General features: G+C 72.6%; 22 protein-coding genes and 1 pseudogene. 2 read left to right on the plus strand and 21 right to left on the minus strand.

Annotation, left to right across the window (positions count from 1 at the left end; all coding sequences use genetic code 11):
- Positions 1-589: 589 nt before the first annotated feature.
- The 16 genes and pseudogenes from tyrS to ABD241_RS15040 form a co-directional block, all read right to left on the minus strand.
- Entirely contained in the window at positions 590-1,849 is a 1,260-nt protein-coding gene (tyrS, locus tag ABD241_RS14965; RefSeq protein WP_344065307.1) for a tyrosine--tRNA ligase, read from the minus strand.
- Between the two features lie 168 nt (positions 1,850-2,017).
- A pseudogene (locus tag ABD241_RS14970) lies at positions 2,018-2,638 on the minus strand (DNA-3-methyladenine glycosylase); the annotation flags it as partial.
- Between the two features lie 13 nt (positions 2,639-2,651).
- Positions 2,652-4,124, minus strand: coding sequence for an argininosuccinate lyase (gene argH, locus ABD241_RS14975; RefSeq protein ID WP_344064234.1), 1,473 nt, complete (start codon positions 4,122-4,124; stop codon positions 2,652-2,654).
- A gap of 105 nt (positions 4,125-4,229) precedes the next feature.
- Entirely contained in the window at positions 4,230-4,715 is a 486-nt protein-coding gene (gene argR, locus ABD241_RS14980) for an arginine repressor (protein WP_344064237.1), read from the minus strand.
- On the minus strand, positions 4,712-5,905 hold the full coding sequence (locus ABD241_RS14985) for an acetylornithine transaminase (protein ID WP_344064239.1): 1,194 nt from the start codon (positions 5,903-5,905) through the stop codon (positions 4,712-4,714). The genes argR and ABD241_RS14985 overlap by 4 nt, the downstream gene beginning before the upstream one ends.
- Positions 5,902-6,990: an acetylglutamate kinase gene (argB, locus tag ABD241_RS14990; protein WP_344064241.1), complete on the minus strand. Its 1,089-nt coding sequence runs from the start codon at positions 6,988-6,990 to the stop codon at positions 5,902-5,904. Before argB ends, ABD241_RS14985 begins: the two co-directional genes overlap by 4 nt.
- On the minus strand, positions 6,987-8,171 hold the full coding sequence (gene argJ, locus ABD241_RS14995) for a bifunctional glutamate N-acetyltransferase/amino-acid acetyltransferase ArgJ (protein ID WP_344064244.1): 1,185 nt from the start codon (positions 8,169-8,171) through the stop codon (positions 6,987-6,989). The genes argB and argJ overlap by 4 nt, the downstream gene beginning before the upstream one ends.
- On the minus strand, positions 8,168-9,211 hold the full coding sequence (gene argC / locus ABD241_RS15000) for an N-acetyl-gamma-glutamyl-phosphate reductase (RefSeq protein ID WP_344064247.1): 1,044 nt from the start codon (positions 9,209-9,211) through the stop codon (positions 8,168-8,170). The genes argJ and argC overlap by 4 nt, the downstream gene beginning before the upstream one ends.
- A 44-nt stretch (positions 9,212-9,255) precedes the next feature.
- Positions 9,256-11,814 (minus strand): phenylalanine--tRNA ligase subunit beta, encoded by a 2,559-nt coding sequence (gene pheT, locus ABD241_RS15005; RefSeq protein WP_344064250.1) that lies wholly within the window; start codon positions 11,812-11,814, stop codon positions 9,256-9,258.
- Between the two features lies 1 nt (position 11,815).
- A complete protein-coding gene (gene pheS, locus ABD241_RS15010) occupies positions 11,816-12,925 on the minus strand; it encodes a phenylalanine--tRNA ligase subunit alpha (RefSeq protein ID WP_344064253.1) in 1,110 nt (369 codons plus the stop codon).
- Between the two features lie 172 nt (positions 12,926-13,097).
- Complete coding sequence (locus ABD241_RS15015; protein ID WP_344064256.1) at positions 13,098-14,246, minus strand: ATP-binding protein; 1,149 nt, start codon at positions 14,244-14,246, stop codon at positions 13,098-13,100.
- 38 nt (positions 14,247-14,284) lie between these two features.
- Entirely contained in the window at positions 14,285-15,088 is an 804-nt protein-coding gene (locus ABD241_RS15020; RefSeq protein WP_344064259.1) for a TrmH family RNA methyltransferase, read from the minus strand.
- 47 nt (positions 15,089-15,135) lie between these two features.
- Positions 15,136-15,528 (minus strand): 50S ribosomal protein L20, encoded by a 393-nt coding sequence (rplT, locus tag ABD241_RS15025; protein ID WP_142205529.1) that lies wholly within the window; start codon positions 15,526-15,528, stop codon positions 15,136-15,138.
- A gap of 96 nt (positions 15,529-15,624) precedes the next feature.
- Positions 15,625-15,819 carry a 50S ribosomal protein L35 gene (gene rpmI, locus ABD241_RS15030; protein WP_020144695.1) on the minus strand — a complete coding sequence of 65 codons (195 nt, stop codon included), beginning with the start codon at positions 15,817-15,819 and terminating at the stop codon, positions 15,625-15,627.
- Between the two features lie 93 nt (positions 15,820-15,912).
- Positions 15,913-16,581 (minus strand): translation initiation factor IF-3, encoded by a 669-nt coding sequence (infC, locus tag ABD241_RS15035; protein WP_344065310.1) that lies wholly within the window; start codon positions 16,579-16,581, stop codon positions 15,913-15,915.
- 284 nt (positions 16,582-16,865) lie between these two features.
- A complete protein-coding gene (locus tag ABD241_RS15040) occupies positions 16,866-18,218 on the minus strand; it encodes an MFS transporter (protein WP_344064265.1) in 1,353 nt (450 codons plus the stop codon).
- Positions 18,219-18,366: 148 nt separating this feature from the next.
- Between ABD241_RS15040 and ABD241_RS15045 the strand changes: the two genes are divergently transcribed.
- Positions 18,367-20,433: an elongation factor G-like protein EF-G2 gene (locus ABD241_RS15045; RefSeq protein WP_344064268.1), complete on the plus strand. Its 2,067-nt coding sequence runs from the start codon at positions 18,367-18,369 to the stop codon at positions 20,431-20,433.
- 93 nt (positions 20,434-20,526) lie between these two features.
- Here ABD241_RS15045 and ABD241_RS15050 read toward each other — a convergent pair whose 3' ends face one another.
- Both ABD241_RS15050 and ABD241_RS15055 read right to left on the minus strand, forming a co-directional pair.
- Positions 20,527-21,528, minus strand: a complete 1,002-nt coding sequence (locus tag ABD241_RS15050; protein WP_344064271.1) for an NADP-dependent oxidoreductase — start codon at positions 21,526-21,528, stop codon at positions 20,527-20,529.
- A gap of 65 nt (positions 21,529-21,593) precedes the next feature.
- Positions 21,594-22,022 carry an organic hydroperoxide resistance protein gene (locus ABD241_RS15055; RefSeq protein ID WP_344064274.1) on the minus strand — a complete coding sequence of 143 codons (429 nt, stop codon included), beginning with the start codon at positions 22,020-22,022 and terminating at the stop codon, positions 21,594-21,596.
- A gap of 59 nt (positions 22,023-22,081) precedes the next feature.
- On the opposite strand from ABD241_RS15055, the gene ABD241_RS15060 reads away from it, so the two are divergent.
- Positions 22,082-22,555, plus strand: a complete 474-nt coding sequence (locus tag ABD241_RS15060) for a MarR family winged helix-turn-helix transcriptional regulator (protein ID WP_344064277.1) — start codon at positions 22,082-22,084, stop codon at positions 22,553-22,555.
- An 84-nt stretch (positions 22,556-22,639) separates the two neighbouring features.
- On the opposite strand, the gene ABD241_RS15065 is transcribed toward ABD241_RS15060, so the two are convergent.
- Genes ABD241_RS15065 through priA form a run of 3 tightly spaced genes read right to left on the minus strand, consistent with a single transcriptional unit; the run spans position 22,640 to position 25,643 of the window.
- Positions 22,640-24,082, minus strand: coding sequence for a DUF445 domain-containing protein (locus ABD241_RS15065; protein WP_344064280.1), 1,443 nt, complete (start codon positions 24,080-24,082; stop codon positions 22,640-22,642).
- Positions 24,083-24,108: 26 nt separating this feature from the next.
- Positions 24,109-24,894: an SseB family protein gene (locus tag ABD241_RS15070; protein WP_344064284.1), complete on the minus strand. Its 786-nt coding sequence runs from the start codon at positions 24,892-24,894 to the stop codon at positions 24,109-24,111.
- Complete coding sequence (priA, locus tag ABD241_RS15075; RefSeq protein WP_344064287.1) at positions 24,891-25,643, minus strand: bifunctional 1-(5-phosphoribosyl)-5-((5-phosphoribosylamino)methylideneamino)imidazole-4-carboxamide isomerase/phosphoribosylanthranilate isomerase PriA; 753 nt, start codon at positions 25,641-25,643, stop codon at positions 24,891-24,893. The genes ABD241_RS15070 and priA overlap by 4 nt, the downstream gene beginning before the upstream one ends.
- Positions 25,644-25,705: the final 62 nt, after the last annotated feature.

Here is a 25,705-nt window from a genome sequence, read left to right on the forward strand (position 1 = left end):
CAACCAAAGGATAATTCGTCCAAGACCAGCAAAGACCCACCGAACAGTGAGACCACACCAGCCCCGGAACGAGGTAATTGGCATCGATTTTTGACACGCTGTTGAGTTCTCAAGCATCGGACACACACCATCAACCACACCCACCAACGCGGGCCCGGCCTCCGGGGCAACCCTTCAAACTTACCCGCCGGACCCTGCCGAGTCAAACCCGCGAAACGTCCTTCAGGACGACCAGATCCGACCCGCTGCGTCCAGCGGTTCCTGCGAGGCTCAAGCGTACCCGATCACTCGGACCGCCTCAGCCACTCCACTCGAAGTCTCGACACGTCGAGAGCCATGTGGTGCAGCTCGCGAGGACACCGGACAAGCCGGCCACTCTCGAACCACGGGCGCCAACCCCGGGACCGGCCAACTTCGCTCTCGACCGTGTCGATCGCGGTGGCGTCCGTTCCTCCCTGTCGGGCTGACGAAGAGAACAGTAGCCCGGGCCGCCGGGCGAAGACAAATCCGCAGCGTCCCGCTGCTCCCAGGCACGGCAAAGGGCCGAAACCCCTTCTCTGACAAGGAGTTCCGGCCCAGTGAGAGACCTTCAGGCGCGCCGAGCCGCCGCCAGGCTGCGCCGGCCACGCTTGATCACGGCCACTGTTCCGTGCAGGAAGTCACCCTCGTCGAGCACACGCTCGAGGTCCGTGACCTTGACGTTGTTGACCGAGGCGCCGCCCTCCCCGATCGCTCGCCTCGCACCGTTGCGGGAGTCCACGAGCCCGACGGCGACGAGGGCGTCGACGACCGAGGTGCCGATGGGGACGTCCGCACCCGGGAGCTCCGCAGTGGCGTCGCCCAGGGTGCGCGCATCGAGACCCGCGAGGTCGCCCTTGCCGAAGAGAGCCTCCGACGCGGCCTGGACGGCTGCCGTCGCCTCGGCCCCGTGGACCAGCGTCGTCACGTCCGCCGCGAGGGTGCGCTGCGCCGTGCGGCGGAACGGCTCGGTGGACACCTGCTCCTCGAGCTCGGCGATCTCCTCGCGCGAACGGTCCGTGAGCGCCTTGAGCATCGCGACGACCGACGCGTCCTCGACGTTGAGGAAGTACTGGTAGAACGCGTACGGGCTCGTCATGTCGGCGCTGAGCCAGACGGCGTTCCCCTCGGACTTCCCGAACTTTCGCCCCGTCGAGTCGACGAGCAGAGGCGTCGCGAGGGCGTGCACCGTGGCGCCCTCGGCGCGGTGCACCAGGTCGACGCCGGCGGTGATGTTGCCCCACTGGTCGCTGCCACCGATCTGGAGGCTGCACCCCCGGCTGCGGTAGAGCTCGAGGAAGTCGAGCGCCTGCAGCATCTGGTAGCTGAACTCCGTGTAGGAGATGCCGTGCTCGCTCTCCAGGCGACGCGCCACCGCCTCCTTGCGGATCATCTGGTTGACCCGGAAGTGGCGACCGACGTCACGCAGGAAGTCGATCGCGCTGAGCGGCGCGGTCCAGTCGAGGTTGTTGACCAGCAGCGCCGGGTTGTCCCCGTCGAAGTCGAGCAGGGGCCCGACGAGCTGCTGGATGCGCTCCACGGAGGCCGCGATGGTCTCCTTGTCCTGCAGCACGCGCTCGGAGTCGGGCTTGGGGTCGCCGATGAGCCCGGTGGAGCCGCCGACGAGGCAGATGACCCGGTGACCCGCCGCCTGCATCCGGCGTAGCACCGAGAGCTGCACGAAGTTGCCGAAGTGCAGCGACGGAGCGCTCGGGTCGAAGCCGCAATACACGGTGACCGGTCCGTCGGCGAGGGCCTCGCGCAGCGCCGCCTCGTCGGTGGACTGTGCCACCAGGCCGCGCCACTGCAGCTCGTCGAAGATGTCGGTCACGGGTATCGGTGTCCTCTCTGTCCGGCGGGCCCGGTGCCCACCTCGGACACAGCCTGCCGTATGCCGTCCGGGCCGGGCCAGCGAGTACCCCGCGGTCCCGAATGCCGGGCCGCCTGCTGCCGGTCCATCGCCCCGGGCCGTGACCCGGCGCCGCCGGACGACACCCGGTCGGTAGTCGGAGACGAACCGGTCCCCCGCGAGGAAGAACCGCCACGGGTAGGCCGTCCCGTCACCCCCGGGGCCGCTGACGCCGACGCGCGGACCCGTGGCCACCGCCGCCGCGGGCACGGGCTGCGCCGGAGCACTGACGACCAGGTCGATGGGCTCGCCGAGCGTGGGCCGGCAGAAGTCCCGGCCGCTCAGCTCGCCTCCCATGGCGAGCGCCTGTCCCAACCGGCCCGGTCCCCGCGCCCAGTCGCGTTCCGGCACGCTGCCTCGACGTTCGCGGACGATGTCGTGGCCCTCGACCACCTCCCCCGCTCGGACCAGGACGGCCTCGGCCGTCCCCTCGTGTCCCGCGACGAGGTTGAGGCACCAGTGGTGGCCGTAGGTGAAGTAGACGTAGGTGAACCCGGCCGGCCCGAACATGGGGCGGGTGCGAGGGGTGACGCCACGGAACGCGTGGGATCCGGGGTCGCGCTCACCGGCATACGCCTCGAGCTCGGTCAGGCGCAGCGTCACGCCGCCGACGCTCAGGCGACAGCCCAGGAGGTCGCGGGCGACCTCCTGGGAGGAGCGCGCGAAGAAGTCCCGCGGGAGACGGGTGTCGTCGGTGCTCACGGACGACACGCTAGCCGCCCCCTCAGACGGCCTCCGACACCCACCCGCGTGCGCCGGCTAGGCGCTCCCGTGCCGCGGCGAGCTGCTCCGTCACCCGCGCGGGCGCGGTCCCGCCCACCGCGTCACGCGAGGCGAGGGACCCGGCGACGGACAGGACCGAGCGCACCTCCGGCGTGAGGTGCTCGCTGATCCGGGTGAAGTCGTCGTCGGTCAGGTCCCACAGCTCGATGTCGCGCGACTCGCACTCGCGGACGCAGGCGCCGGCGACCTCGTGGGCCACCCGGAAGGGGACGCCCTGCCGCACCAGCCACTCGGCGATGTCGGTGGCGAGCGCGAAACCCTGTGGCGCCAGGGACTCGAGGCGGTCGGTGTTGAACGACAGGGTCGCGACCATGCCGGAGAAGGCCGGGAGGAGGACCTCGAGCGTGTCGACGGCATCGAAAACCGGCTCCTTGTCCTCCTGCAGGTCGCGGTTGTAGGCCAGCGGCAGCGCCTTGAGCGTGGTCAGCAGCCCGGCCAGGTCACCGACGAGCCGGCCGGCCTTGCCCCGAGCGAGCTCTGCGACGTCGGGGTTCTTCTTCTGCGGCATGATGCTCGACCCCGTGGAGTAGGAGTCGTGCAGCGTGACGAAGCTGAACTCCTTCGTCGCCCACAGCACGACCTCCTCGGCGATGCGCGAGACGTCGACGGCGGTCATGGCACACACGAACGCGAACTCGGCGGCGAAGTCGCGCGAGGCGGTGCCGTCGATCGAGTTCTCGACGGCGCGGGCAAAGCCCAGGTCGCGGGCGACGGCCTCGGGGTCGAGACCGAGCGACGACCCGGCGAGCGCGCCCGAGCCGTACGGGGACGCGTCGGCCCGGACGTCCCAGTCCCGCAGCCGGTCGACGTCGCGCAGCAGCGCCCACGCGTGCGCGAGCAGGTGGTGCGAGAGCAGGACGGGCTGGGCGTGCTGCAGGTGCGTGCGACCGGGCATCGCGACGCCGAGGTGCTGATCCGCCTGGGCGACGAGGGCCTCGACGACGTCGAGGACGAGCCCGCCGACGACGCGGGCGTGCTCGCGCAGGTACCTGCGGAAGAGGGTGGCGACCTGGTCGTTCCGGGAGCGCCCGGCTCGCAGTCGTCCGCCGAGGTCGGTGCCCACCCGCTCGATGAGCCCCCGCTCCAGAGCGGTGTGGACGTCCTCGTCGTCCTCAGCGGGGACGAAGGCGCCGGACACCACGTCGGCCTCGAGCCGGTCGATGCCGTCGAGCATGCCGGCGAGGTGCTCGTCGGAGAGCAGCCCCGCAGCGTGCAGCACGCGCGCGTGGGCACGCGAGCCGGCGAGGTCGTGCGGTGCGAGCCGCCAGTCGAAGTGCGTGCTCTTCGACAGGGCCGCGAGCGCCTGGTCGGGGCCGCCGGCGAAGCGGCCGCCCCACAGGCTCACCCGCGCGGCTGGGGCGCCCGCCTCGGCCTCGCTTCCGTCGTCCGAGGTCGTGCCGGTGGCGTCGGTCATGCGAGTCTCCTCGGGGGTGGGGTGTGGGTCATCGGGTGCGTTCGTCGACGCCGTCGCGCAAGAGTCTGCCGGTTCGACGGGGCGGCTCCCGCGCGGGGGTGCAGCTCAGTCGCGGCTTCCGGCAAGCGCGTGGAGCCGCTCGGCGACCGCGCCGGCCTGCTTCGCGCCGGCGGTCACGAGCAGGATCGTGTCGTCGCCGGCGATGGTGCCGACGACGTCGGGGTCGCGCGCCTGGTCGATCGCGGACGCCAGGTAGTTGGCGGCACCGGGCGGGGTGCGCAGCACGACGAGGTTGTCGGCGGCGACCGCGGAGACGAGGAGCTCCTCGCAGGTGCGGCGGAGCCGGGCCGAGGCGGCGTCGCCGATCGAGCCGACGGCGGTCACCTCGCCGCCCTCCCCCGGGACGGCATACACCAGGGCGCGTCCGCGCCTGACCTTGACGGCGCCGAGCTCGACGAGGTCACGCGACAGCGTCGCCTGGGTCACCTCGGTGCCCTCGGCGACGAGCAGGTCGGACAGCTCGCCCTGGCTGTGCACCTCGTGGGCGCCGAGCAGCTCGACGATGCGCCGCTGGCGCTGGGTGCGGCTCACGACGCCGCCCCCGCTGCGGTCCGTGCCGCGTCGAGGATCGCCGGGAGGGCGTCGAGGAAGCCCTGCAGCTCCTCCTCGGAGATCACGAGCGGCGGGGCCAGCCGCAGCGCGGTCGGGGTGACGGCGTTGACGATGAAGCCCGCCTCGCGGGCCGCCGCCATGACGGCCGAGGAGGGTATGCCGTCGAGCTCGACCGCGCGCAGGAGCCCGCGGCCACGGGTGCCGGCCACCCCGGCGACGTGCACGCCGTCGAGGAGCGCGCCGACGCGGCGCACGTGCTCCAGCAGGCGGTCTCGCTCGATGGTGTCGAGGACTGCGAGCCCGGCCGCGCAGGCCAGCGGGTTGCCGCCGAAGGTGGTGCCGTGCTGGCCGGCCGTGAGCAGGGCGGTCGCCTCCGGGCCGAAGGTCACGAGGGCTCCGACGGGCACGCCGCCGCCGAGCCCCTTGGCCAGGGTCATGGCGTCGGGCACGATCCCCGAGGCCTGGTGCGCGAACCAGTCGCCGGTGCGGCCGATGCCGGTCTGGATCTCGTCGACGACGAGCAGGGCACCGTGGGCGGTCGTGAGTCGGCGGGCGAGCCGCAGGTAGTCGGCGGTGAGCTCGCGCACGCCGGCCTCGCCCTGGATCGGCTCGACGAACAGCGCCGCGGTGGTGTCGTCGACGGCAGCCTGCAGGGCGTCGGCGTCGTTCGGCGGGACGAAGACGACCTCGGGGATCAGCGGCTCGAACGGCTCCCGGTAGGCGGCCTTGTGCGTCAGGGCCAGGGCCCCGGTGGTCCGGCCGTGGAAGGAGCCCTCGAGCGCGACGATGCGGGTGCGCCCGGTGCGCCTCGACAGCTTGATCGCGGCCTCGGTGGCCTCGGTGCCGGAGTTGGCGAAGAAGACGCCGGAGCCGGCCGGAGCCGCCGAGATGGCGAGGATCCGCTCTGCGAGGGCGATCGCCGGCTCGGAGGTGAAGAAGTTCGAGACGTGGATCGCCGACTCCGCCTGCTTGGCGACGGCCTGCACGAGCGCCGGGTGGCCGTGGCCGAGGGCGTTGACGGCGATGCCGGAGAGCAGGTCGAGGTAGCGCCTGCCGTCGACGTCGGTGACCCAGCATCCTTGCCCGGAGGCGAGGACGAGCTGCGGCGTGCCGAAGACCTGCACCATGGCTCCGGCGTACCGGCCGAGCAGGTCGCTGCCCGTCGTCATGAGGCCTCCTCCGACGTGGCGGTGGACGGGGACGGCGGGCACGACGGTGCGTCGCCGGACCGAGATGCGGGGGGAGCCGAGCCGGTGATCTCGGGCAGCACCATGGTGCCGATCCCCTCGTCGGTGAAGATCTCGAGCAGGATCGAGTGCGCCTTGCGGCCGTCGACGACGTGCGTCTGCGGCACGCCCCCCTCGACGGCTCGGATGCACGCCTCGAGCTTGGGCACCATGCCGTGGTCGACGCGCGAGAGCAGCTCGCGGGCTGCGCCGACGGTGATCGTCGACAGCAGCGAGCCACGGTCGGGCCAGTCGGCGTAGATGCCCTCGACGTCGGTGAGCACGACGAGCTTCTCGGCCTCGAGCGCGACGGCGATCGCGGCCGCGGCGGTGTCGGCGTTGACGTTGAGCACCTGGCCCTCGACGTCGAGGTCGGGGGCCACGGTGGAGACGACCGGCACGCGTCCGGCGTCGAGGATGTCGAGGATCGCCGACGGGTTGACGCTTTCGACGTCACCGACGAGGCCGAGGTCGACCTCCTCGCCGTCGACGACGGTGCCGCGCCGACGAGCGCCGAGCAGGGCCGCGTCCTCGCCGGAGAGGCCGACGGCGATCGGGCCGTGCTGGTTGAGCAGGCCCACCAGCTCGCGGCCGACCTGCCCGGTCAGCACCATCCGCACCACGTCCATGACCTCGGGCGTGGTGACGCGCAGGCCGCCTCTGAACTCGCTCTCGAGCCCGACCCGCTCGAGCATCGCCTTGATCTGCGGGCCGCCGCCGTGCACGACGACGGGGCGCAGGCCGGCATACCGCAAAAAGGCGATGTCCTGGGCGAAGGCGGCCTTGAGCTCGTCGTCGACCATGGCGTTGCCGCCGTACTTGACGACGACGAGCGCGCCGCGGAAGCGCTCGAGCCACGGCAGCGCCTCGACGAGGGTCGCGGCCTTGCCTGCGGCGACGCGGATCGCGGCGGCGTCGATGAGGCCGCGCACGCTGGTGAGCTGCTCGCCGCCGCCGGTGCCGGCCTTGCCGGCGGTGCCAGCGGTGCCGGCGCCGCTGGTGCTGCTGGTGCTCCGGTGGGCGTTCATGTGCTGTAGGCCGAGTTCTCGTGGACGTAGTCGTGCGTCAGGTCGTTGGTCCAGATCGTGGCGCTCTCGTGGCCGGCGTGCAGGTCGACGAGGACGTGCACCTGCCGCGGGGCGAGGTCGACCAGGCCGCGGTCCTCGCCCGCGCCGCCGGAGCGGCAGACCTGGACGCCGTTCATCGCCACGTCGAGGACGCTCGGGTCGAAGGCCGCCCGGGTCGTGCCCACGGCGGCCAGCACCCGCCCCCAGTTGGGATCGTTGCCGAAGACGGCGCACTTGAAGAGGTTGTTGCGGGCCACGGCGCGGGCCACCTCCAAGGCGTCGTCGACGCTCGCGGCGCCCACCACCTCGATGGCGATGTCGTGGGCCGCGCCCTCGGCGTCCGCGACGAGCTGACGCGCGAGGGACGCGCACACCGCGGTCAGTGCCTCGGAGAGCTGTGCCCGCTCGACGCGGACCCCCGAGGCCCCGGAGGCCAGCACGACGACGGTGTCGTTGGTCGACATGCACGCGTCGGAGTCGATGCGGTCGAACGAGACGGCGGTGGCCGATCGGAGGGCCTCGTCGAGCTCTGCCGGCTCGACGACGGCGTCGGTCGTCAGCACGACGAGCATCGTCGCCAGTGCGGGTGCGAGCATCCCCGCGCCCTTGGCCATGCCGGACACCGACCAGCCCTTCCCCGTGTGGGCCGCGACCTTGTGCACGGTGTCCGTGGTCTTGATGGCGACAGCCGCGTCCTCGTGGCCGGACCGCGAGAGCGCCGCGGCTGCCGCGTCGACGCCCGCCGTGACCTTGTCCATCGGGAGCAGCTCGCCGATGAGCCCCGTGGAGCACACGACGACGTCTCCGGCGGAGATGCCGAGGACCTCCGCGACGTGCTCGGCGGTGCGGTGGGTGTCGAGGAACCCCTGCGCACCAGTGCAGGCGTTGGCGCCGCCGGAGTTGAGCACCACGGCGTCGGCCCTGCGGTCCGCGACCACCTGGCGGGACCACGTCACCGGGGCCGCTTCCACCCGGTTGGTCGTGAAGACGGCAGCGGCGTGGTGGTCGGGGCCGTCGTTGACGACGAGCGCGAGGTCCGGGCTGCCGCTGGCCTTGAGCCCGGCCGTGACGCCGGCTGCCCGGAAGCCCGCCGGCAGCTCGACCCGCGGCACACCGTGACCGGGGCTGGCGGGAGCATTCACGGTGCGACTCCCGCGATCGGCAGGCCGAGGGTCTCGTCGAGGCCCAGGGCGAGGTTGGCGCACTGCACGGCGGCGCCGGCGGTGCCCTTGGTCAGGTTGTCGACGGCCGACACGACCACGACCCGGCGCAGCCGCTCGTCGACGGCGACCTGCAGCAGCACGTGGTTGCTCCCCACCACGGACGCCGTTGCCGGCCAGGAGCCCTCGGGCAGCACGTGGACGAACGGCTCGTCGGCGTAGGCCTTCTCCCACGCCGCGCGCACGGCAGCGGGGTCGGCGCCCTCCCGGAGCCGCGCGGTGGACGTCGCGAGGATGCCGCGCGGCATGGGCGCGAGGGTCGGCGTGAACGACACGGAGACCGGCTCGCCGGCGGCGCGTGAGAGGTTCTGCTCGATCTCGGGCGTGTGCCGGTGCACCCCGCCGACACCGTACGGCGACATCGACCCCATCACCTCGCTGCCGAGCAGGTGCGGCTTGAGCGACCTGCCCGCGCCGGAGGTGCCGGACGCCGCGACCACCACGACGTCGTCGGTCTCGAGCAGGCCCGCGGCGAACCCGGGCGCGAGCGCCAGGGAGATGCCGGTCGGGTAGCAGCCGGGCACGGCAATGCGCCGAGCACCTGCGAGCCGCTCCCGCTGCACCGACCCGGCCGCGCCGGGGAGCTCGGGAAGGCCGTACGGCCAGGACCCGGCATACGCCGTGTCGTAGAAGGACGTCCAGGCATCCTCGGACTCGAGGCGGAAGTCCGCGCCGCAGTCGATGACGACCACCGAGTCGGGCAGCTGCGCCGCGATGCCACCGGAGTGGCCGTGCGGCAGGGCCAGGAAGACGACGTCGTGCCCGGCGAGCGTCTCGGGCGTGGTCGCCTCGAGCACCCGGTCAGCGAGGGGCACGAGGTGCGGGTGGACGCCCCCGAGCCGTTCACCCGCACTGCTGGCCGCCGTCACGGCGCCGACCTCGAACCGCGGGTGGGCGAGCAGCAGCCGGAGGATCTCTCCTCCGGCGTAGCCGCTCGCCCCCGCAACTGCTGCCCTGATCACGATGCATGACTATACACGCGCGTGCATATTCGTGCATCAGCGGATCAGCGCTGGACGGCTCCCGTCGCCTCGGCGGCCGCCGCGACCGCCGCGTCGCGGAAGCCGTTGACCTCGTCGGTGGTCAGTGTCCGGTCCGGCGCCCGGAAGGTGAGGCGGTAGGCGAGGGAACGGTGGCCCGCCTCGATCCGCTCGCCCTCGTAGACGTCGAAGAGCGTCACGGACTCGAGCGACGCCCCTGCACCGCGCCGGAGCGCCGCCTCGACGTCGGCTGCGGGGACCGTCGAGTCGACGAGCAGCGCGATGTCGGTCATGGCCGGTGGGAACGTCGAGAACGGACGCGCCTGCACGGGCTCGGCGCTCGCCGCCACCAGCACGTCGACGTCGAACTCGGCCGCGACGGTGCGTGCCGGCAGGTCGAGCGCCGCGAGCACCTTCGGGTGCAGCTCACCCGCGTGGCCGACGAGTGTGCCGTCGGTCAGCGTGATCCGTGCGCAGCGGCCCGGGTGCCACGGCGCGTGCCCGGAGTCGGCGGCCACGACGACCTGGACCGCGAGCGCCGTGGCGACGGTCTCGACGGCGGCGACGGCGTCGCTCCAGTCCGCGGCCCGGCCCGGGCCCCACCAGCCGGCCGGCTCGACCTGGCCGGTCATGAGCAGAGCGGCGTGGCGCGGCTGGGCGGGCACGGCGGCATACAGCTGCTCGAGCGTCTCGTCGTCGGGACGGCTCAGCACGCTGGGGATCGGCGCCTTCGCGAGGGGACCGCCGGGGCGGAAGACGAGCCCCAGCTCGTAGACCGACACGTCCTTGTGGCCGCGGGCCACGTTGCGGCGCAGCGCGTCGACGAGGCTCGCGAGCACGGAGGTGCGCAGCAGCGGACGCTCCTCGCTGAGCGGGTTGGCGATCCGCACAGCGTGACGACGGTCGTCGTCGGCCGGGAGCATCAGGTCGTCGGCGACCGACTCGGCGACGAACGGGTAGGTGAGCACCTCGGTCAGGCCCGCGCCCGCGAGCGCGTTGGCAACGACCCGGCGGGTCTTCTGGCCGTGGGTCAGGCCCTGGCCCCCCACGGGCGTCGGGGTGATCGACGGGATGTTGTTGTAGCCGTCGATCCGCGCGACCTCCTCCGCGTAGTCGGGGCCGTCCACGAGGTCGGGGCGCCACGACGGCGGCGTCACCAGCACGTGGGTGTCGTCGGTGCCCTCGCCCGTCTCGTCGACCGTGCAGCCGAGGTCGCGCAGGATCTGCACGACGCGCTCCCGCGGGTAGTCGAGACCGACGATGCGGCCGGGCTCCGTGACGTCGAGGAGGTATGCCGACGGCTCGGTCGTGTGGTCGACGTCGGTCACGCCCTCGTCGACGGTGCCGCCCCCGTGCTCGACCAGGAGGTCGACGGCGAGCTGGGCGGCTGCCGGGGCGAGCCTCGGGTCGACCCCGCGCTCGTAGCGCTTGGAGGCCTCCGTCACGAGCTTGTGGCGGCGGGACGTCCGTGCCACCGACGTCGGGTCGAAGTGCGCCGACTCGATGAGGATGTCGGTGGTCGAGTCGTCGACCTCCGAGGACGCACCGCCCATGACGCCGGCGATCGCCAGGACGCGCTCGCCGCCGTCGGTGACGAGCAGGTCCTCGGGCGAGAGCTTGCGCGAGACGTCGTCGAGGGTGGTGAGGCTCTCCCCTGCCCGGGCGCGCCGCACGACGACAGAGCCGGAGAGCTTGTCGAGGTCGAAGGCGTGCAGCGGCTGCCCGACGGCCAGCATGACGTAGTTCGTGACGTCGACGGCCAGCGAGATGGGGCGCATCCCCATGGCCGTGAGCCGCTGCTGCATCCACGCCGGGCTCGGCCGCGTCGGGTCGATGCCGCGGATGACGCGGGCGACGTAGCGGTCACAGCCCGTCATCCCGTCGATGGGCGCGGCGTCGTCGACCCGCACGGGGTAGCCGGAGTCGTTGGCGGCCGGCGTCTCGACCAAGGCCGGGTCGCGGTAGCCGCCGGCGGGGCTGCCCTGCGCGTGCCAGTACTCGCGGGCGAGGCCGCGCACCGAGAAGCAGTAGCCGCGGTCGGGCGTGACGTTGGCCTCGATGGTCTCCTCGCCCAGCCCGAGCAGGGCGATGGCGTCGTCACCGGGCTTGAGACCGGCCGCCGCCTCCTCGCCGAGCAGGCGGGAGAGCACGATGATGCCCTCGTGGTCGCTGCCGAGGCCGATCTCGTCCTCGGCGCAGATCATGCCGTTGGAGACGTGGCCGTACGTCTTGCGCGCGCTGATGTGGAAGCCGCCCGGCAGCGTGGCCCCGGGCAGCACGACGACGACGAGGTCTCCGACCTCGAAGTTCAGGGCGCCGCAGACGATCTCCTGGTGCTTGCCCTCGGTCAGCATCTGGCCGTTCTCGCCGACATCGACGGTGCACCAGCGGATGGTCTTGCCGTTCTTCTGGGGCTCCTCGACGAAGTCGAGGACCCTGCCCACGACGAGAGGACCGGTGATGTCGCCACCGTGGAGGTCCTCCTCCTCGATGCCGACGGAGACGAGCGCGGCGGCGACGTCGGCCCCGGTCGTGCCCGGGGCGACGTCGGCGTACTCGGCGAGCCAGCGCAGCGGCATACGCATGTCAGACCTCCATCCCGAACTGCTGCGAGAAGCGCACGTCGCCCTCGACCATCTCGTGCATGCCCTGCACGCCGTGACGCAGCATGAGCGCCCTTTCGATGCCGAGCCCGAAGGCGAACCCGGAGTAGACGTCGGGGTCGATGCCGCAGGCGCGCAGCACCTTGCGGTTGACCATGCCGGAGCCGCCGAGCTCGATCCAGCCGGAGCCGCCGCAGCTGCGGCACTGGCCGCCGCTGTCGTCGTGGCCCTCGCCGTGGCAGGCGAAGCAGACGAAGTCGGTCTCCATCGACGGCTCGGTGAACGGGAAGTAGGAGGCACGCACGCGGGTGCGGGTGTCCTCGCCGAACATGATGCGCACGAACGCGTCGAGCGCCCCGCGCAGGTGGGCCATCGTGAGGCCCTTGTCGATGGCCAGGCACTCGATCTGGTGGAAGACCGGCGTGTGCGTCGCGTCGAGGTCGTCGGTGCGGAAGACCTTGCCCGGGGCGACGACGTAGATCGGGGGCTCCTTCTCGAGCATGGTCCGGATCTGCACCGGCGAGGTCTGCGTGCGCAGCACGAGGCCGGAGTCGACCGGGTCGAGGAAGAAGGTGTCCTGCATCTGCCGCGCCGGGTGGTCGGGGCCGAGGTTCAGGGCATCGAAGTTGAGCCACTCGCTCTCGAGCTCGGGGCCCTCGGCGACCTCCCAGCCCATGCCGACGAAGGCGTCGGCCAGGCGCTGGGCGACCAGCTCGATGGGGTGCCGGGCGCCCGGCTGCCGACGCAGCGCCGGGAGGGTGACGTCGACGCGCTCCTCGACGAGGATGCGCTCGTCGCGCTCGGCCTCGAGCTCGGCCTGCCGGGACGCGATGGCCTGTCCCACCCGCCCGCGGGCCTGGCCGACCCGCTTGCCGGCCTCGGCCTTGGCGCTGGGCGGCAGGGCGCCGATCTCGCGGTTGGCGAGGGCCAGCGGGCTCTTCTCGCCCTGGTGGGCGATGCGGGCGGCCTTGAGGTCGTCGAGGGACGCTGCGGCTGCGATCGCGGCCAGGGCCTGCTCCACGGCGGCGTCGACGTTGGCCGGGTCGAGCGCGGAGACCTCGACGGGGTCGTAGTTCGTGTTGGGTCCGGACATCGGCGTGCGTTCGCTGCTCTCGCTGGGGTTCACGGGGTCGGCCGCGCGTCGGCGCCGGGTCGCGTCAAGCCGACCTCGTGCCGACGACCCGTCCACACGAGGCGGGCGGGTGCGTGCGTGCGCACCAGTCTAGGGGCGCCGTCGAACGGGTTGTCCGGCCGCCCGCGCGCCGTCAGCCACCCAGGACCGCCGGCAGGCCGGCCGGGAGACGGACGACGAAACGCGCTCCGCCGGCGCTGTTGTCGGTGACCGTCACCGTGCCGCCGTGGGCCTCGACGAGACCCCGCACGACGTAGAGCCCGAGCCCCGTGCTCGCGTTGGAGGGACCGTGCCAGAAGCGCCCGAAGATCTTCTCGCGGTCGCCTGCGGGTATGCCGTCCCCCTCGTCGTCGACGAACACGACGACCGACTCGGGTGAGCCGTCGAGCGCGTCCCCGCGGTCGAGGGTGACCGTGACGCCGCCGCCGCCGTGCGTCAGGGCGTTCTCGATGAGGTTGAAGAAGATCTGCTCCAGGCGGTCGGTGTCGGCCCACATCTGCGGCAGCCCGTCACGAGTCGCTGACTCGCCGAGGCGCAGCTGGACGGCGCCGGCGGTGCGCCCGAGCTCGTAGCGCACCATGTGGGTGCGCAGCAGACCGTGCAGGTCGACGGGACCAAGGCGCAGGTTGAGGCTGTCGGAGTCGAGCCGGGAGATGTCGAGCAGCTCGGTGATCAGGCGCGTGAGCCGCGTCGCGTCGGCCTCGATGGTCTCGATCATCAGTCGCTTCTGCTCGTCGCTGAAGCGGTCCCACCGCCGCAGCAGGCTGCTCGTGAAGCCGGTCACGGAGGTGAGCGGCGCCCGCAGCTCGTGCGCCACCGTCGACAGGACGCTCGCCTGGTCCCGCTCCGCGCGCTGGCGGGCCTCGGCATCGCGCAGGCCGACGAGGACCTGCTCGACGGTGCCGGTCTCGGCAGAGCGCAGGTAGCGGGCGGTGACGAGCACCTCGTGACCCCTGGGTGCCACGAGCAGCGTCTCGAGGTGACCGGTGCGGGTGCGCGGGCCCGTCCACGGGTCGCTGTGCGCCCACCAGTCCCGTCCGTACTTGTCGGTGAGCGGCAGCCCCTCGGCCAGGCTGCGCCCGACGAGGTCCTCGGCCTCGCAGCCCAGGACGCGAAGGGCCTCGGCGTTGGCGAGCGTGACCCGGTGATCGGCGTCGACGACGACCAGGCCGTCGGGCAGCAGCTCGGCCAGGCGGGCCAGCTCCGCGGGGTCGACCGGCTCTGCCACCTGGAGCGTCGCCGGTCCGGAGGGTGCCGCACCGGACGCGTCGACGGAGGTCATGTGCCGACAATAGTCACGAGGCTGCGAGAAGGGGACGGTCAGCGGGCGCTGCGATGCGCCTCGGCCGAGGTGTAGAGGCAGATCGTCGCCGCCATCGCCAGGTTGAGCGACTCGGCGTGGCCGTGGATCGGGACCCGCACGACGTCGTCGCAGGCGTCGCGCACCTCCTGCGGGAGGCCCCAGGCCTCGTTGCCCATGACCCAGGCGTGCGCCCCGGAGAGGTCCGCGTCGTGGAGCAGGGTGGTCCCCGCCCCGTCGGCGGCGAGCAGCCTCACTCCCCGCTCCCTCAGGGCCGCGAGGATCTCGGGGACCGGCGCCCCCACGCTCAGCGGCAGGTGCCACAGCGAGCCGACCGTGGACCGCACGACCTTGCTGTTGTAGACGTCGACGCTCGCGTCGCTGACGAGAACGGCATCCGCGCCGGCCGCGTCGGCGCCCCGGATCACCGTGCCGGCGTTGCCGGGGTCGCGCACGTTGGTCAGGACGCACACGAGGGCGTCGGGCGGCAGGTCCGCGAGGGCCTCGTGCAGGGGGACGTCGAGCACCCGGCATACGGCAGCGATCCCCTGTGGGGACTCCGTGTCGCACATCGCGGCGAGCACGTCCGGGCTCACGTCGTGGACACGGAGGCCGGCCGCCTGAGCGGCCTCGACGATGGCGGTGTGCCGCTGCGCGGCCTCGGGTGTGACGTAGACGTCGCGGACCAGGTCCGGGCGGAAGGCGACCGCCTCACGGACCGCCTGCGGACCCTCGGCGAGGAACTCGCCGGTGCGGGAACGCACCGAGCGCCGGGACAGCGCCCGCACTGCCTTGACCCGATCGGATCGGGGGTTGGTCAGCACGGGGCGTCCCGGCGCTTCGGTGGTCTGTGCGTCGTGTCGGACAGCGCTCAGGCGGCGTCGCCGGCGGCCTTGGCCTCTGCCTGGGCAGGGACGTTGGCGCGCGAGAGCTCCACGAGCGAGGCGAAGGCCGGCGCGTCGTTGACGGCGAGGTCGGCGAGGATCTTGCGGTCGACCTCGACACCGGCGGCCTTGAGGCCCTGCATGAACCGGTTGTAGGTCATGCCGTTGGCGCGGGCGGCGGCGTTGATGCGCTGGATCCAGAGACGACGGAAGTCGCCCTTCTTGGCGCGACGGTCACGGTAGGCGTAGCCCAGCGAGTGGGTGACCTGCTCCTTGGCCTTGCGGTAGAGACGCGACCGCTGACCGCGGTAACCGCTGGCGCGCTCGAGAACGACGCGACGCTTCTTCTGGGCGTTGACCGCCCGCTTCACGCGTGCCACGTGAATACTCCTTCTCTGCTTGACGCAGTGCTTGCTGCTGCTGGCCTACCGGGGACCCGGCTGCTCAGCGAAGTGCTGATGGGTGGGGGTCCCGGCTCACTTGCCGAGGAGCTTCTTGGCCTTCTTGGCGTCCGGCTTGGCGAGCTCGACGTCGTTCGCGATGGAACGCATCTTCTTGCTCGACTTGTGCTCGAGCAGGTGACGGCCGCCGGCCTGCTCGCGCATGACCTTGCCGGTACCGGTCAGGCGGAAACGCTTCTTCGCACCGCTGTGCGTCTTCATCTTCGGCATGGGGGCCGATCTCCTTCGTGTTGCGTGCGTCAGTGGACGCACGTGGTCTGTCGTGCCGGCAGCTCGCGCCACCGGCCGGTCACCGACCGCCGGTCACTCGGCGGCTGCGGTGGCCTCGTCGGTCTGCGGGGCCTGGGCCGCCGGCTGCTCGCCGGGCGTGACCTGCTCGCCGGTCTGCTCGCCGGTCTGCTCGCCGGCAGGTCGCTGCTCGTGCTGCTCACGTGAGCGACGCTGCTCGGCCTTGGCCTCGGCCTTCTTCTTGGTCGGGCCGATCACCATGATCATGTTGCGGCCGTCCTGCTTCGGGGCCGACTCGACGAAGCCGAGCTCGGCGATGTCCTCGGCGAGGCGCTCGAGCAGGCGGCGCCCCAGCTCGGGGCGGCTCTGCTCGCGACCACGGAACATGATCGTCACCTTGACCTTGTCGCCGGCCTTGAGGAACCGCTCGACGTGGCCCTTCTTGGTGCCGTAGTCGTGCGGGTCGATCTTCGGACGGAGCTTGATCTCCTTGATGACGGTGTTGACCTGGTTCTTGCGCGCTTCCCGTGCCTTCATGGCGGCTTCGTACTTGAACTTGCCGAAGTCCATGAGCTTGGCGACCGGCGGCTTGGCCATGGGGGCCACCTCGACGAGGTCGAGGTTCGCCTCCTCGGCCAGACGCAGCGCGTCCTCGACGCGGACGATGCCGACCTGCTCGCCGTTGGGGCCAACCAAGCGCACTTCCGGGACCCGGATGCGCTCGTTGATGCGAGGCTCGCTGATGTGGTGCTCCTTAGATCGTGAAACGTGGTGACCAGACGGGTGTGGTGCCAGTCCTTGCCGCGACCACAACGAGAAAAAGGCTCCCCGTGTGTGCACGAGGAGCCCAAGGGTCGCGTATGCCGGACGAACGACGTCACGTCACACGGCTCGACTCGTGCGCCCCGAGGGACATCCGGTCGAGCAGACCTTGACCCGGCAACCGTGAGGTCGACGCGGGTGGAAGCGAGCTTCTCTTGCACGTCGTCACACGCGCCCGCCGGAGCGGATGCACATGTGACGGCTGGTCAGTCACCCATGCTAGCAGCCGGGAGGCCACGCTCCGAATCGGTCGGCGCAACCCCGACTGGTGGAGCTGCTGGTGCGGCTCCTGGTCCCGGAGCCGTTCGGCTCGCTGCGACGCGGCCCCCGCGGCGCGAGGCGAGCCAGCCGGTCGCCGCGATGAGCACGCCGAGGCCCGAGACGACGGCGAAGCCCCACGGCCACCCGCCGTGGTCGATGGCGAAGCCGGCGACCGGCGCGCCCACGGCCGAGCCGGCCGTCATGGCGGAGCCGTGCCAGCCCATCATCTCGCCGCGGAACCGCTCGGGCACCAGGCGGCTCAGCTGCTCGACCGTGGCCGTGATCGTCGGGGCGCAGAGGAAGCCGGAGACCGTGATGAGCACTGCGAAGCTCGGCACGCCGAGGGCCAGGGCGACCGGCGCGGTGGTGGCGGCCAGGCCGCCGAGCAGCCAGAACACCGACAGGGACCGGTGCCAGGCGCCGTAGACGAGGCCGCCGACGAGGGAGCCGGCGCCCCACAGCGCGAGCACCCAGCCGATGGAGCCGGTGGCGCCGAAGGACCTCAGGGCGGCGACGATCGAGACGTCGGTGCCGCTCAGCACCAGCGTGGAGCAGGCGGCCGCCAGCAGGACGGCCGCGACCGGCACGGTGACCAACCCCCGGACGGACCTTGGTGCCCGTTCCCCGGCGGGGACCGTCGGCGCCGCGACGGCCTCGCCCCGGGCGCCCTCGCCCTGCTCGTCGTGGGGACCTCGCTCGGGCGACGCGTCGGCGGACCCGGAGGTGAGCGGCGGGTTGACGAGCCACAGCACGAACCCCGCGGCCACCGACGTGAGCTCGCAGACGAGCAGCGCCCACCCGGTCTGCCACGACGTCGCGAGCCAGACGCCGATGGCCGGGCCCGCCATGAACGACAGCTCGGTGGCGGAGGAGTCGAGCGACAGGGCCGTGCGCCGCTGCTCGCTCGGGACGGAACGGATGATGACCTGGCGCAGGATCGAGAAGGTCGGGACGACGAAGAGCCCGGCCAGCGCGGCGAAGGCGACGAGCGGGAGGTAGCCCACCCACGGCGCGACCGACCAGCACACGACCTGCACGACGAGCGAGGGCCCCACGGTGCGGCGCAGGCCGATCCGGTCGAGGAGACGTCCGCGCCACGGACCCGAGACCGCCACGGCGACCGTCGAGGCGGCCGTGACGAGGCCCGCCTCGCCGTAGCTGCGCCCGAGGGAGGTCACGACGTGCAGGGTGAGGATGACCGCGCCGGCCCACATCGGCACGCGGATGAGGAAGCCGAGCAGCAGCGCGTTTCGGGTGTCGCGGTCGGCGAGCACCGGCCGGTAGGCCCCGAGGTTCATGCAGCCCAGCCTGTCACTGCCCACCGACGGTGCGCACGCGGGTTTGCGGCGCCGACGGGGACACAGAGAAAGCCGGCGTGACGGACGCGGCAGGGCGGCATACGCGAAAGTCCTTGTGAGGGGTGCGTGAGAGGAGAAAGGTGGTGGTATGGCGCGAGCAACCGGCAGACCAGACCTTCCTGCGGCCCCCAACCCCGCCTCGCCGCAGGACATCCGCAACGTCGTGCTGGTCGGACCCGGCGGGGCCGGCAAGACGGCACTCTTCGAGGCACTCGTCGCGGCGCGGGTGTCCGGTCAGCGCACCGGCACGACGGAGCACGTGCGCACGACCAACCTGACGGTCGCCTCCTTCGAGTCGGGCGGCGTCACCGTCAACCTCCTCGACACCCCCGGCTACCCAGACTTCATCGGTGACCTGCGGGCCGGGCTCCGAGCTGCCGACGCCGCGGTGTTCGTCGTCTCGGGCGCCGACGGCATCGACCGTCCGGTCTCGCTGCTGTGGCGCGAGTGCGCCGCCGTCGGCATGCCCCGCGCCGTGGTGGTGACGCACCTGGACCAGCCGCGGGCCGACTTCGCCGCGACGGTCGAGACCTGCCGGCGCACGTTCGGTGACGCCCGGGCCACGCTGTGGCCGGTCATCGAGGGCGGCGCGGTGACCGACGTCGTCGGTCTGCTCACGGGCGAGACCTCGTCCGAGCACGAGGAGGCCCGCGCGGCCCTCATCGAGTCGGTGATCGAGGAGTCCGAGGACGCGACCCTGCTCGACCGGTACCTCGAAGGGGAGCCGCTCGACACGAACGCCCTGCTCGCCGACCTGCGCACGGCCATCTGCCACGGCACCTTCTTCCCGATCGTGCCGGTCGCCCCCCTCACCGGGGTCGGGGTCGAGGCCCTGCTCGGGATCATCGAGCGCGCGTTCCCCGACCCGACGGTGCACCCGCTGCCGGCGGTCGCCTCGCCGGTCGGCGGCGCCGTCAAGGACGTCACGTGCGACCCGTCGCAGCCGCTCGTCGCGGAGGTCGTGCGCACGACGACCGATCCCTACGTCGGACGACTCTCGCTCGTGCGCGTCTTCTCCGGGACCCTGCGGGTCGACGAGACGGTGCACGTCTCCGGGCACCTCGGCGACTTCGTCGGGCACGAGGTCGCGGGCCACCCTGCCCACGACGACGACGAGCGTGTGGGCCCGCTGGCCTCGCCGTTCCTCGACCAGCACCGGCCGCGGGGCACGGCCGTCGCGGGCGACATCGCGCTCGTCTCGAAGCTGACCCGCGCCGAGACCTCCGACACCCTCTCCTCGCCGGAGCGGCCGGCGGTGGTCGCACCCTGGCTGCTGCCCGAGCCCCAGCTGCCCGTGGCGATCCGCGCCGCGACGAAGTCCGACGAGGACAAGCTGGCCGGCGCCCTGCAGCGCCTCGTGGCCGAGGACGTCACGATGCGGATGGAGCACTCGGGTGAGACCGACCAGGTCGTGCTCTGGGCGATGGGCCAGGCACACGTCGAGCACCTGATCGGCCAGCTGGCAGACCGCTTCGGCGTGACCGTGACGGCCGAGCCCTACCGCACGGCGCTGCGCGAGACGTTCGTGCGCCGCTGCTCGGCGCAGGGCCGGCACGTCAAGCAGTCGGGCGGCCACGGGCAGTACGCCGTCTGCTCGATCGAGATCGAGCCGCTCCCCCGCGGGGCCGGCTTCGAGTTCGTCGACAAGGTGGTCGGCGGGGCGGTGCCGCGACAGTTCATCCCGTCGGTGGAGAAGGGCGCGCGGCTGCAGCTCGAGAAGGGCCTGCTGACCGGGCACCCCGTCGTCGACGTCCGGGTGACGCTGACCGACGGCAAGGCGCACTCGGTCGACTCCTCGGACGTCGCGTTCCAGACGGCGGCCGCCCTCGCCCTCAAGGAGGCGGCCAACGAGACGACGATGGCGCTGCTCGAGCCGATCGACCGCGTCGACATCACGGTGGCCGACGACTACCTCGGCGCCGTCATGTCGGACCTGCGCGGGCGGCGGGGGCAGGTGCTCGGCACCGAGCCCGCCGACGGCATGGGACCGGAGGGCGGCTGGACCGTGGTGCACGCGGAGGTGCCGCAGGTGGAGCTGTCGCGCTACCCCATCGACCTGCGTTCGGTGTCGCACGGCACGGGGTCGTTCGTGCGCGAGCCGCTGCGGCACGACCTCCTGCCTGCGGACAAGGCGAAGGAGCTGCTCCGCAGCTGAGTCGGGCCCCGGACGACGACAGGGCCCGGGACGACGAAGGGGCGGGTGCCGTGGCACCCGCCCCTCCCTGCCCTCTCGCGATGGCGCGACGGCTCAGAGCCGGACGACCATCTTGCCGACGTTCTCGCCACGCAGGACCCCGAGGAAGGCGTCGACCGCGTGGTCGATGCCGTCCGCGAACGTCTCGCGGGAGGTCAGCGTGCCGTCGGCGATCCAGCCGGCCGCGCGCCAGGCGTACTCCCCCGCGAGGTCCCAGTGGTCGCCGACGAGGAAGCCGGTGATGGTGCCGCGCGTCTGGATGAGGCGGGCGAGGTTGCGTGGCCCGGGCGCCGGCTCGGTGTTGTTGTAGACCGAGATGGCCCCGCAGATCGCGATGCGGCCGCCGAGGCGCAGGGAGCCGATGGCGGCCTCGAGGTGGTCGCCGCCGACGTTGTCGAAGTAGACGTCGATGCCGTCGGGCGCGGCCTCGCGCAGCAGGTCGGACACCCGGCCTTCCTTGTAGTTGAAGGCGGCGTCGAAGCCGAGGTCGTTCAGGAGGTGGTCGACCTTCTCCTGCGAGCCGGCGCTGCCGATGACCCGGCTCGCGCCGAGCGCCTTGGCGACCTGGCCGACGACGCTGCCCACCGCGCCGGCCGCTCCGGAGACGAACACGACGTCGCCCTCCTTGAGCCCCGCGACGCGGGTCAGGCCGGCGTATGCCGTCAGCCCGGTCATGCCGAGCACGCCGAGGTAGGCGGAGGCGGGGGCCACCGACGTGTCGACGACGCGCACGCCGGTGGCGTCCAGGACCGCCTCCTCGCGCCAACCGAGGCCGTGGAGCACGTGGGCGCCGACCTCGATGCCGTCGGCTCGCGACTCGGTGACGACGCCGACCGCACCGCCGTTCATGGCCTCGCCGAGCGCGTACGGCTCGGCGTAGGACTTGGCGTCGCTCATGCGCCCGCGCATGTAGGGGTCGACCGACATGACCTCGTTGCGGACGCGGACCTGGCCGTCGGCGAGGTCGACGTGGGCGCTCTCGACGATCTCGAAGTCGTCGTGGGTGGGCCAGCCGACGGGGCGGCTCTTGAGCTGGACCTCACGGGGGTTGGTCATGGTTCTCCTTGTCGTTCTGGGGGGTGCTCGTTCTCAGGGGGTGCCGGGGTCGGCGACGGGCGGCGTCAGTCGACGACGATCTCGACGGGGATGTTGCCGCGGGTCGCGTTGGAGTACGGGCACACCTGGTGCGCGGTGTCGACGAGCTCGCGACCGAGCTCGGGGTCGATGCCGTCGGGGAGCTCGACGTGCAGGACGACACCGAGGCCGAAGCCGCTGCTCGAGGAGCCGGAGAGGCTGACGTCGGCGGTCACGGCCACGTCGAAGTCCTCGACCCGGCGCTTGCGGGCGACGAGGCCCAGGGCGCTCGCGAAGCACGCGGCATACCCGGCGGCGAAGAGCTGCTCGGGGTTGGTGCCCTCGCCGGTGCCGCCGAGCTCGCGCGGGGCGGCCAGCGTGACGTCGAGGCGGCCGTCGGAGGTGACGGCGCGTCCTTCGCGGCCCGACGCGGTCGCGGAGGCGACGTACGAGGCGGTCTGGGTGGCGGTGCTCAAGGGAACTCCTTAGGTTGGCAACAATTCAATTGCGCGCAATTTGATAGTACGCTGGAGCCATGAGCCCGTCCAATGCGCCCTCCGTAGGCACGTCCGCGTCTCCGGCAGACCTGAGCCTCGAGCGCCAGATCTGCTACGCGATGCACACGACGGTGCGGGCGTTCGACGGTGTCTACCGCGAGCTGCTGGCGGAGCACGGGCTCTCCTACCCGCAGTACATCGCCCTCATGACGATCGGCGAGCACGGCCCTGTCACGGTGGGACGGCTCGGCGAGCTCATGCACCTCGACTCCGGCACCCTGTCCCCGCTGCTCAAGCGCATGGAGGCCGCGGGCCTCGTCGGCCGCGCCCGCGACCCCGAGGACGAGCGCCGCGTCGTCGTCTCCCTGACGCCCGTGGGCAGGGAGCGGCTCGGCCAGCTCGGCGACGTCCCGGGGCGCATCGCCGAGCGCAGCGGCCTGTCGCGGCAGCAGCTCGTCGACCTGCACCGAACCCTTCGCGCGATCACCGAGAACCTCGGCGCCCAGGCCTGACCTCAGGGCTCGCGGACAGGGCGGCCGACGGAGCTGCCGACGCCCGCTCGGGCGCCACATCGCCGGCTCCGGTCGGCGGAAGGCTCAGGACGGCAGCAGGATCGAGACGGCGTGGATGAGCATGCCGATCAGGCCGCCGACCAGCGTGCCGTTGATGCGGATGAACTGCAGGTCGCGGCCCACCTGCAGCTCCACGCGCTCGGCGGTCTCCTTGCCGTCCCAGCGGTCGACGGTGTCGCTGATGATGCGGGTCAGCTCGGTGCCGTAGCGCTCCACGGCGTAGACCGTGGCGTCGCAGATGCGGTGGTCGATGCGTTCGCGCAGCGCGGCGTCGGCCAGGAGCCGCTCGGCGAGGGCCGTCACCTCCTTGACCGCACGGGCGCGGACCGGCCCGTGCTCGTCCTCGAGCGCGGAGATGACGACCGCGCGCAACGACGCCCACAGGGACATGGCGGTGTCGGCCACCTGGGGGTGGGATAGGAGCCGCTCCTTGAGGCGCTCGGCCTTGGCCTGGGTGACCGGGTCGTGCTGCAGGTCGTCGGCGAGGTCGACGAGCAGCTTGTCGAGCGCCTGGCGCACGTCGTGGTGCGGGTCGTTGCGGACGTCGGCGAGCCACTTGAGCGCCTCGACGTGGATCTTGCGGGCGACGAGGTCGTTGACGGCGTCGGGCACCCAGGCGGGTGCGCGCTGGGTGATCAGCGACTCGAACAGGTCCTCGTTGTCCACGAGCCAGACGCGCATCTCGTCCAGGGCCAGGTCCACGAGGCCCACGTGCGCCTTGTCGCGCACCACCTGGTCGAGCAGGCCGCCGGCCAGCGAGCTCACCGGCTCCTGGGCCAGTCGGGGCAGGAGGGCGTGCTCGATGACGGCGCGGACGTCCTCGTCGGGGATGCGGTGCAGGGCGTGGACTGTCACCGTGGCGACCTCGTCGACGAGGCGTTTGGCGTGCCCGGGGACGAGGGCCCACTCGGAGGCGCGCCGGGTGGGCTCCGCGTCGAGCACACGCTCACGGATGATGTCCTCGCGCATGAAGTTCTCGCTGACGAACTCCTCGAGGCTGCGCCCGATCATCTCCTTCTTGCGCGGGATCAGCGCGGTGTGCGGGATCGGCAGACCGAGAGGGTGGCGGAAGAGCGCGGTCACGGCGAACCAGTCGGCGCAGGCACCGACCATGGAGGCCTCGGCACCGGCGTTGACGAAGCCGAGCAGGCCGTCGTCGTGCCCGCGGGTCAGGATGTAGACGACGGCGGCGAACACGAGCAGCCCGGTCGCGACCATCCGCATCCGGCGCAGGTCGCGGCGGCGCCGGGCGTCGACGGCGGGGTCGACGATGAACCCGAGCGGACCACTGCCGCGGTTGCCGCGGCCGGTCCTGCCTCCTGCGGAGCCGTCGGGGCCGGACGAGCCCGAGGACCCGGGTGGCAGGGAGGATCCCGAGGGAGCCGAGGGCAACGCCGGCGGGCCGGAGGGACCGGGCGGCGGCGGCTCGGGGTCGCGCTCCTGCGTCGTCGGTGGTGTGGTGTCCACGTGCGGCACCTCCGCGGGTGGTGTGCTCAGCGCGCCGCTTCGAGCGCGAACGTCAGAGCATCGATCCTCGCACGGGTCTCGCCGTCAGTCGCGATCCGCTCGCCGATCCGGGTGGCGATCGCGCCCAGCTGCTCGGCGTCGAGGCCCGGATGGAGCTCCAGGACGACGCGCAGGACGCCCGCGCCGGCCGGCTCCCCCGCCTCGAGACGGTGGGCCGACACCTGGGGCTCCGGCTCGACGGCGCGACGCACGGCGGCCGCCACGTGGGCGTCACGATGGCTGGGCTCCCAGGCGCGCTCCTGCGCGAGCGCCCACAGCATGCTGGGCCGCAGGACGACCGCGTGCGGGGAGGCGACGTCGACGAGGAGCACCTGGCACTCCTCGCTGATCGCGGCCTGGGCGGCGGATGCCGCTGCGACAGGGACGGGCCGCGCGGTCGGGTCCCAGGCGGCCAGGCTCTCGAGCGAGGTGAACATCGGCAGCGCGCGGGAGCCGTCCGGTGAGGTCAGCGTGACGGCTGCCATGTCGCTGCGGGTGTCCACAGCGTGCGCGCCCGAGTCGTCGACCTCGGCCGCCACGGCGACGACCGGCACGAGCCACCGGGCCCTCGCGACCTTCTCCATCACGGCCAGCTCCGCCTCATCCCCCGGCGCCTCGTTCGCGGCGACGAGCGCGCGCACGAGGGTCTGGTCGGCCTCCCCCGTGTCCCCGGAGAACCCGTGGGATGGGATCGACTTGCCCTCCCAGGCCTGACCGGCCGAGTCGGCCGGACGGCCGGACTCGTCGTGGTGGGCGGGTGTCGCGGGCGTCATGCGCCCGGCCGCCCGGCGACGTCGAGGGCCTCCGGAAGCGTGAAGGCGCCCCGGTAGAGGGCCGAGCCGACGATCGCGCCCTCGACGCCCTCGCCGACCAGCTCGCGGATCGTCGCGATGTCGTCCAGCGTCGACACCCCGCCGCTCGCGACCACCGGGCGGTCGGTGCGGGCACAGACCTCGCGCAGCAGCCCGACGTTGGGCCCCTGCAGCATGCCGTCCTTGTTGACGTCGGTCACGACGTAGCGGGCGCACCCCTCCGCGTCGAGCCGCGCGAGGGTCTCCCAGAGGTCGCCGCCCTCCCGGGTCCAGCCACGCGCCGCGAGCGTCGTGCCGCGGACGTCCAGGCCGATCGCGACCCGGTCGCCGTGCGCCGCGACGATCGAGGCCGTCCACTCGGGGTCCTCGAGGGCGGCCGTGCCGATGTTGACCCGGCGGCAGCCCGTGGCGAGCGCCGCCTCGAGGGACTCGGTGTCGCGGATGCCGCCGGAGAGCTCCACCTGCAGGTCGAGCCGACCGACGATCGTGGCGATGAGCTCGCGGTTGCTGCCGCGGCCGAAGGCGGCGTCGAGGTCGACGAGGTGGATCCACTCCGCGCCCTGCTCCTGCCAGCGAGACGCCGCCTCCCACGGGTCGCCGAACTCGCCGCCGCTGCCGGCCACGCCCTGAACCAGCTGGACGGCGCGACCGCCCGAGATGTCGACGGCGGGAAGCAGCTCGAGGCGGGGCTGGTCGGTCGGTGCGGTCATCGCGGGGCGTGCTCCTCGGTGGGGTGGACTGGCCTCCCGAGTATGCCGTGGGCCGCATCCCC

This window comes from Terrabacter lapilli (assembly GCF_039531305.1).
In the GTDB taxonomy this organism is placed as follows: Bacteria; Actinomycetota; Actinomycetes; order Actinomycetales; family Dermatophilaceae; genus Terrabacter; species Terrabacter lapilli.

What these genes read in the sequence shown, in the direction of transcription:
- argH (WP_344064234.1), bottom strand. Translation starts at nt 4,124, where the DNA reads ATGACCGACGCCACCGGCACGACCTCGGACGACGGAAGCGAGGCCGAG.
- ABD241_RS14985 (WP_344064239.1), bottom strand. Translation starts at nt 5,905, where the DNA reads ATGACGACGGGCAGCGACCTGCTCGGCCGGTACGCCGGAGCCATGGTG.
- argB (WP_344064241.1), bottom strand. Translation starts at nt 6,990, where the DNA reads ATGAACGCCCACCGGAGCACCAGCAGCACCAGCGGCGCCGGCACCGCT.
- pheT (WP_344064250.1), bottom strand. Translation starts at nt 11,814, where the DNA reads ATGCGTATGCCGCTGCGCTGGCTCGCCGAGTACGCCGACGTCGCCCCG.
- pheS (WP_344064253.1), bottom strand. Translation starts at nt 12,925, where the DNA reads ATGTCCGGACCCAACACGAACTACGACCCCGTCGAGGTCTCCGCGCTC.
- ABD241_RS15015 (WP_344064256.1), bottom strand. Translation starts at nt 14,246, where the DNA reads ATGACCTCCGTCGACGCGTCCGGTGCGGCACCCTCCGGACCGGCGACG.
- rpmI (WP_020144695.1), bottom strand. Translation starts at nt 15,819, where the DNA reads ATGCCGAAGATGAAGACGCACAGCGGTGCGAAGAAGCGTTTCCGCCTG.
- ABD241_RS15040 (WP_344064265.1), bottom strand. Translation starts at nt 18,218, where the DNA reads ATGAACCTCGGGGCCTACCGGCCGGTGCTCGCCGACCGCGACACCCGA.
- ABD241_RS15045 (WP_344064268.1), top strand. Translation starts at nt 18,367, where the DNA reads ATGGCGCGAGCAACCGGCAGACCAGACCTTCCTGCGGCCCCCAACCCC.
- ABD241_RS15050 (WP_344064271.1), bottom strand. Translation starts at nt 21,528, where the DNA reads ATGACCAACCCCCGTGAGGTCCAGCTCAAGAGCCGCCCCGTCGGCTGG.
- ABD241_RS15060 (WP_344064277.1), top strand. Translation starts at nt 22,082, where the DNA reads ATGAGCCCGTCCAATGCGCCCTCCGTAGGCACGTCCGCGTCTCCGGCA.
- ABD241_RS15070 (WP_344064284.1), bottom strand. Translation starts at nt 24,894, where the DNA reads ATGACGCCCGCGACACCCGCCCACCACGACGAGTCCGGCCGTCCGGCC.
- priA (WP_344064287.1), bottom strand. Translation starts at nt 25,643, where the DNA reads ATGACCGCACCGACCGACCAGCCCCGCCTCGAGCTGCTTCCCGCCGTC.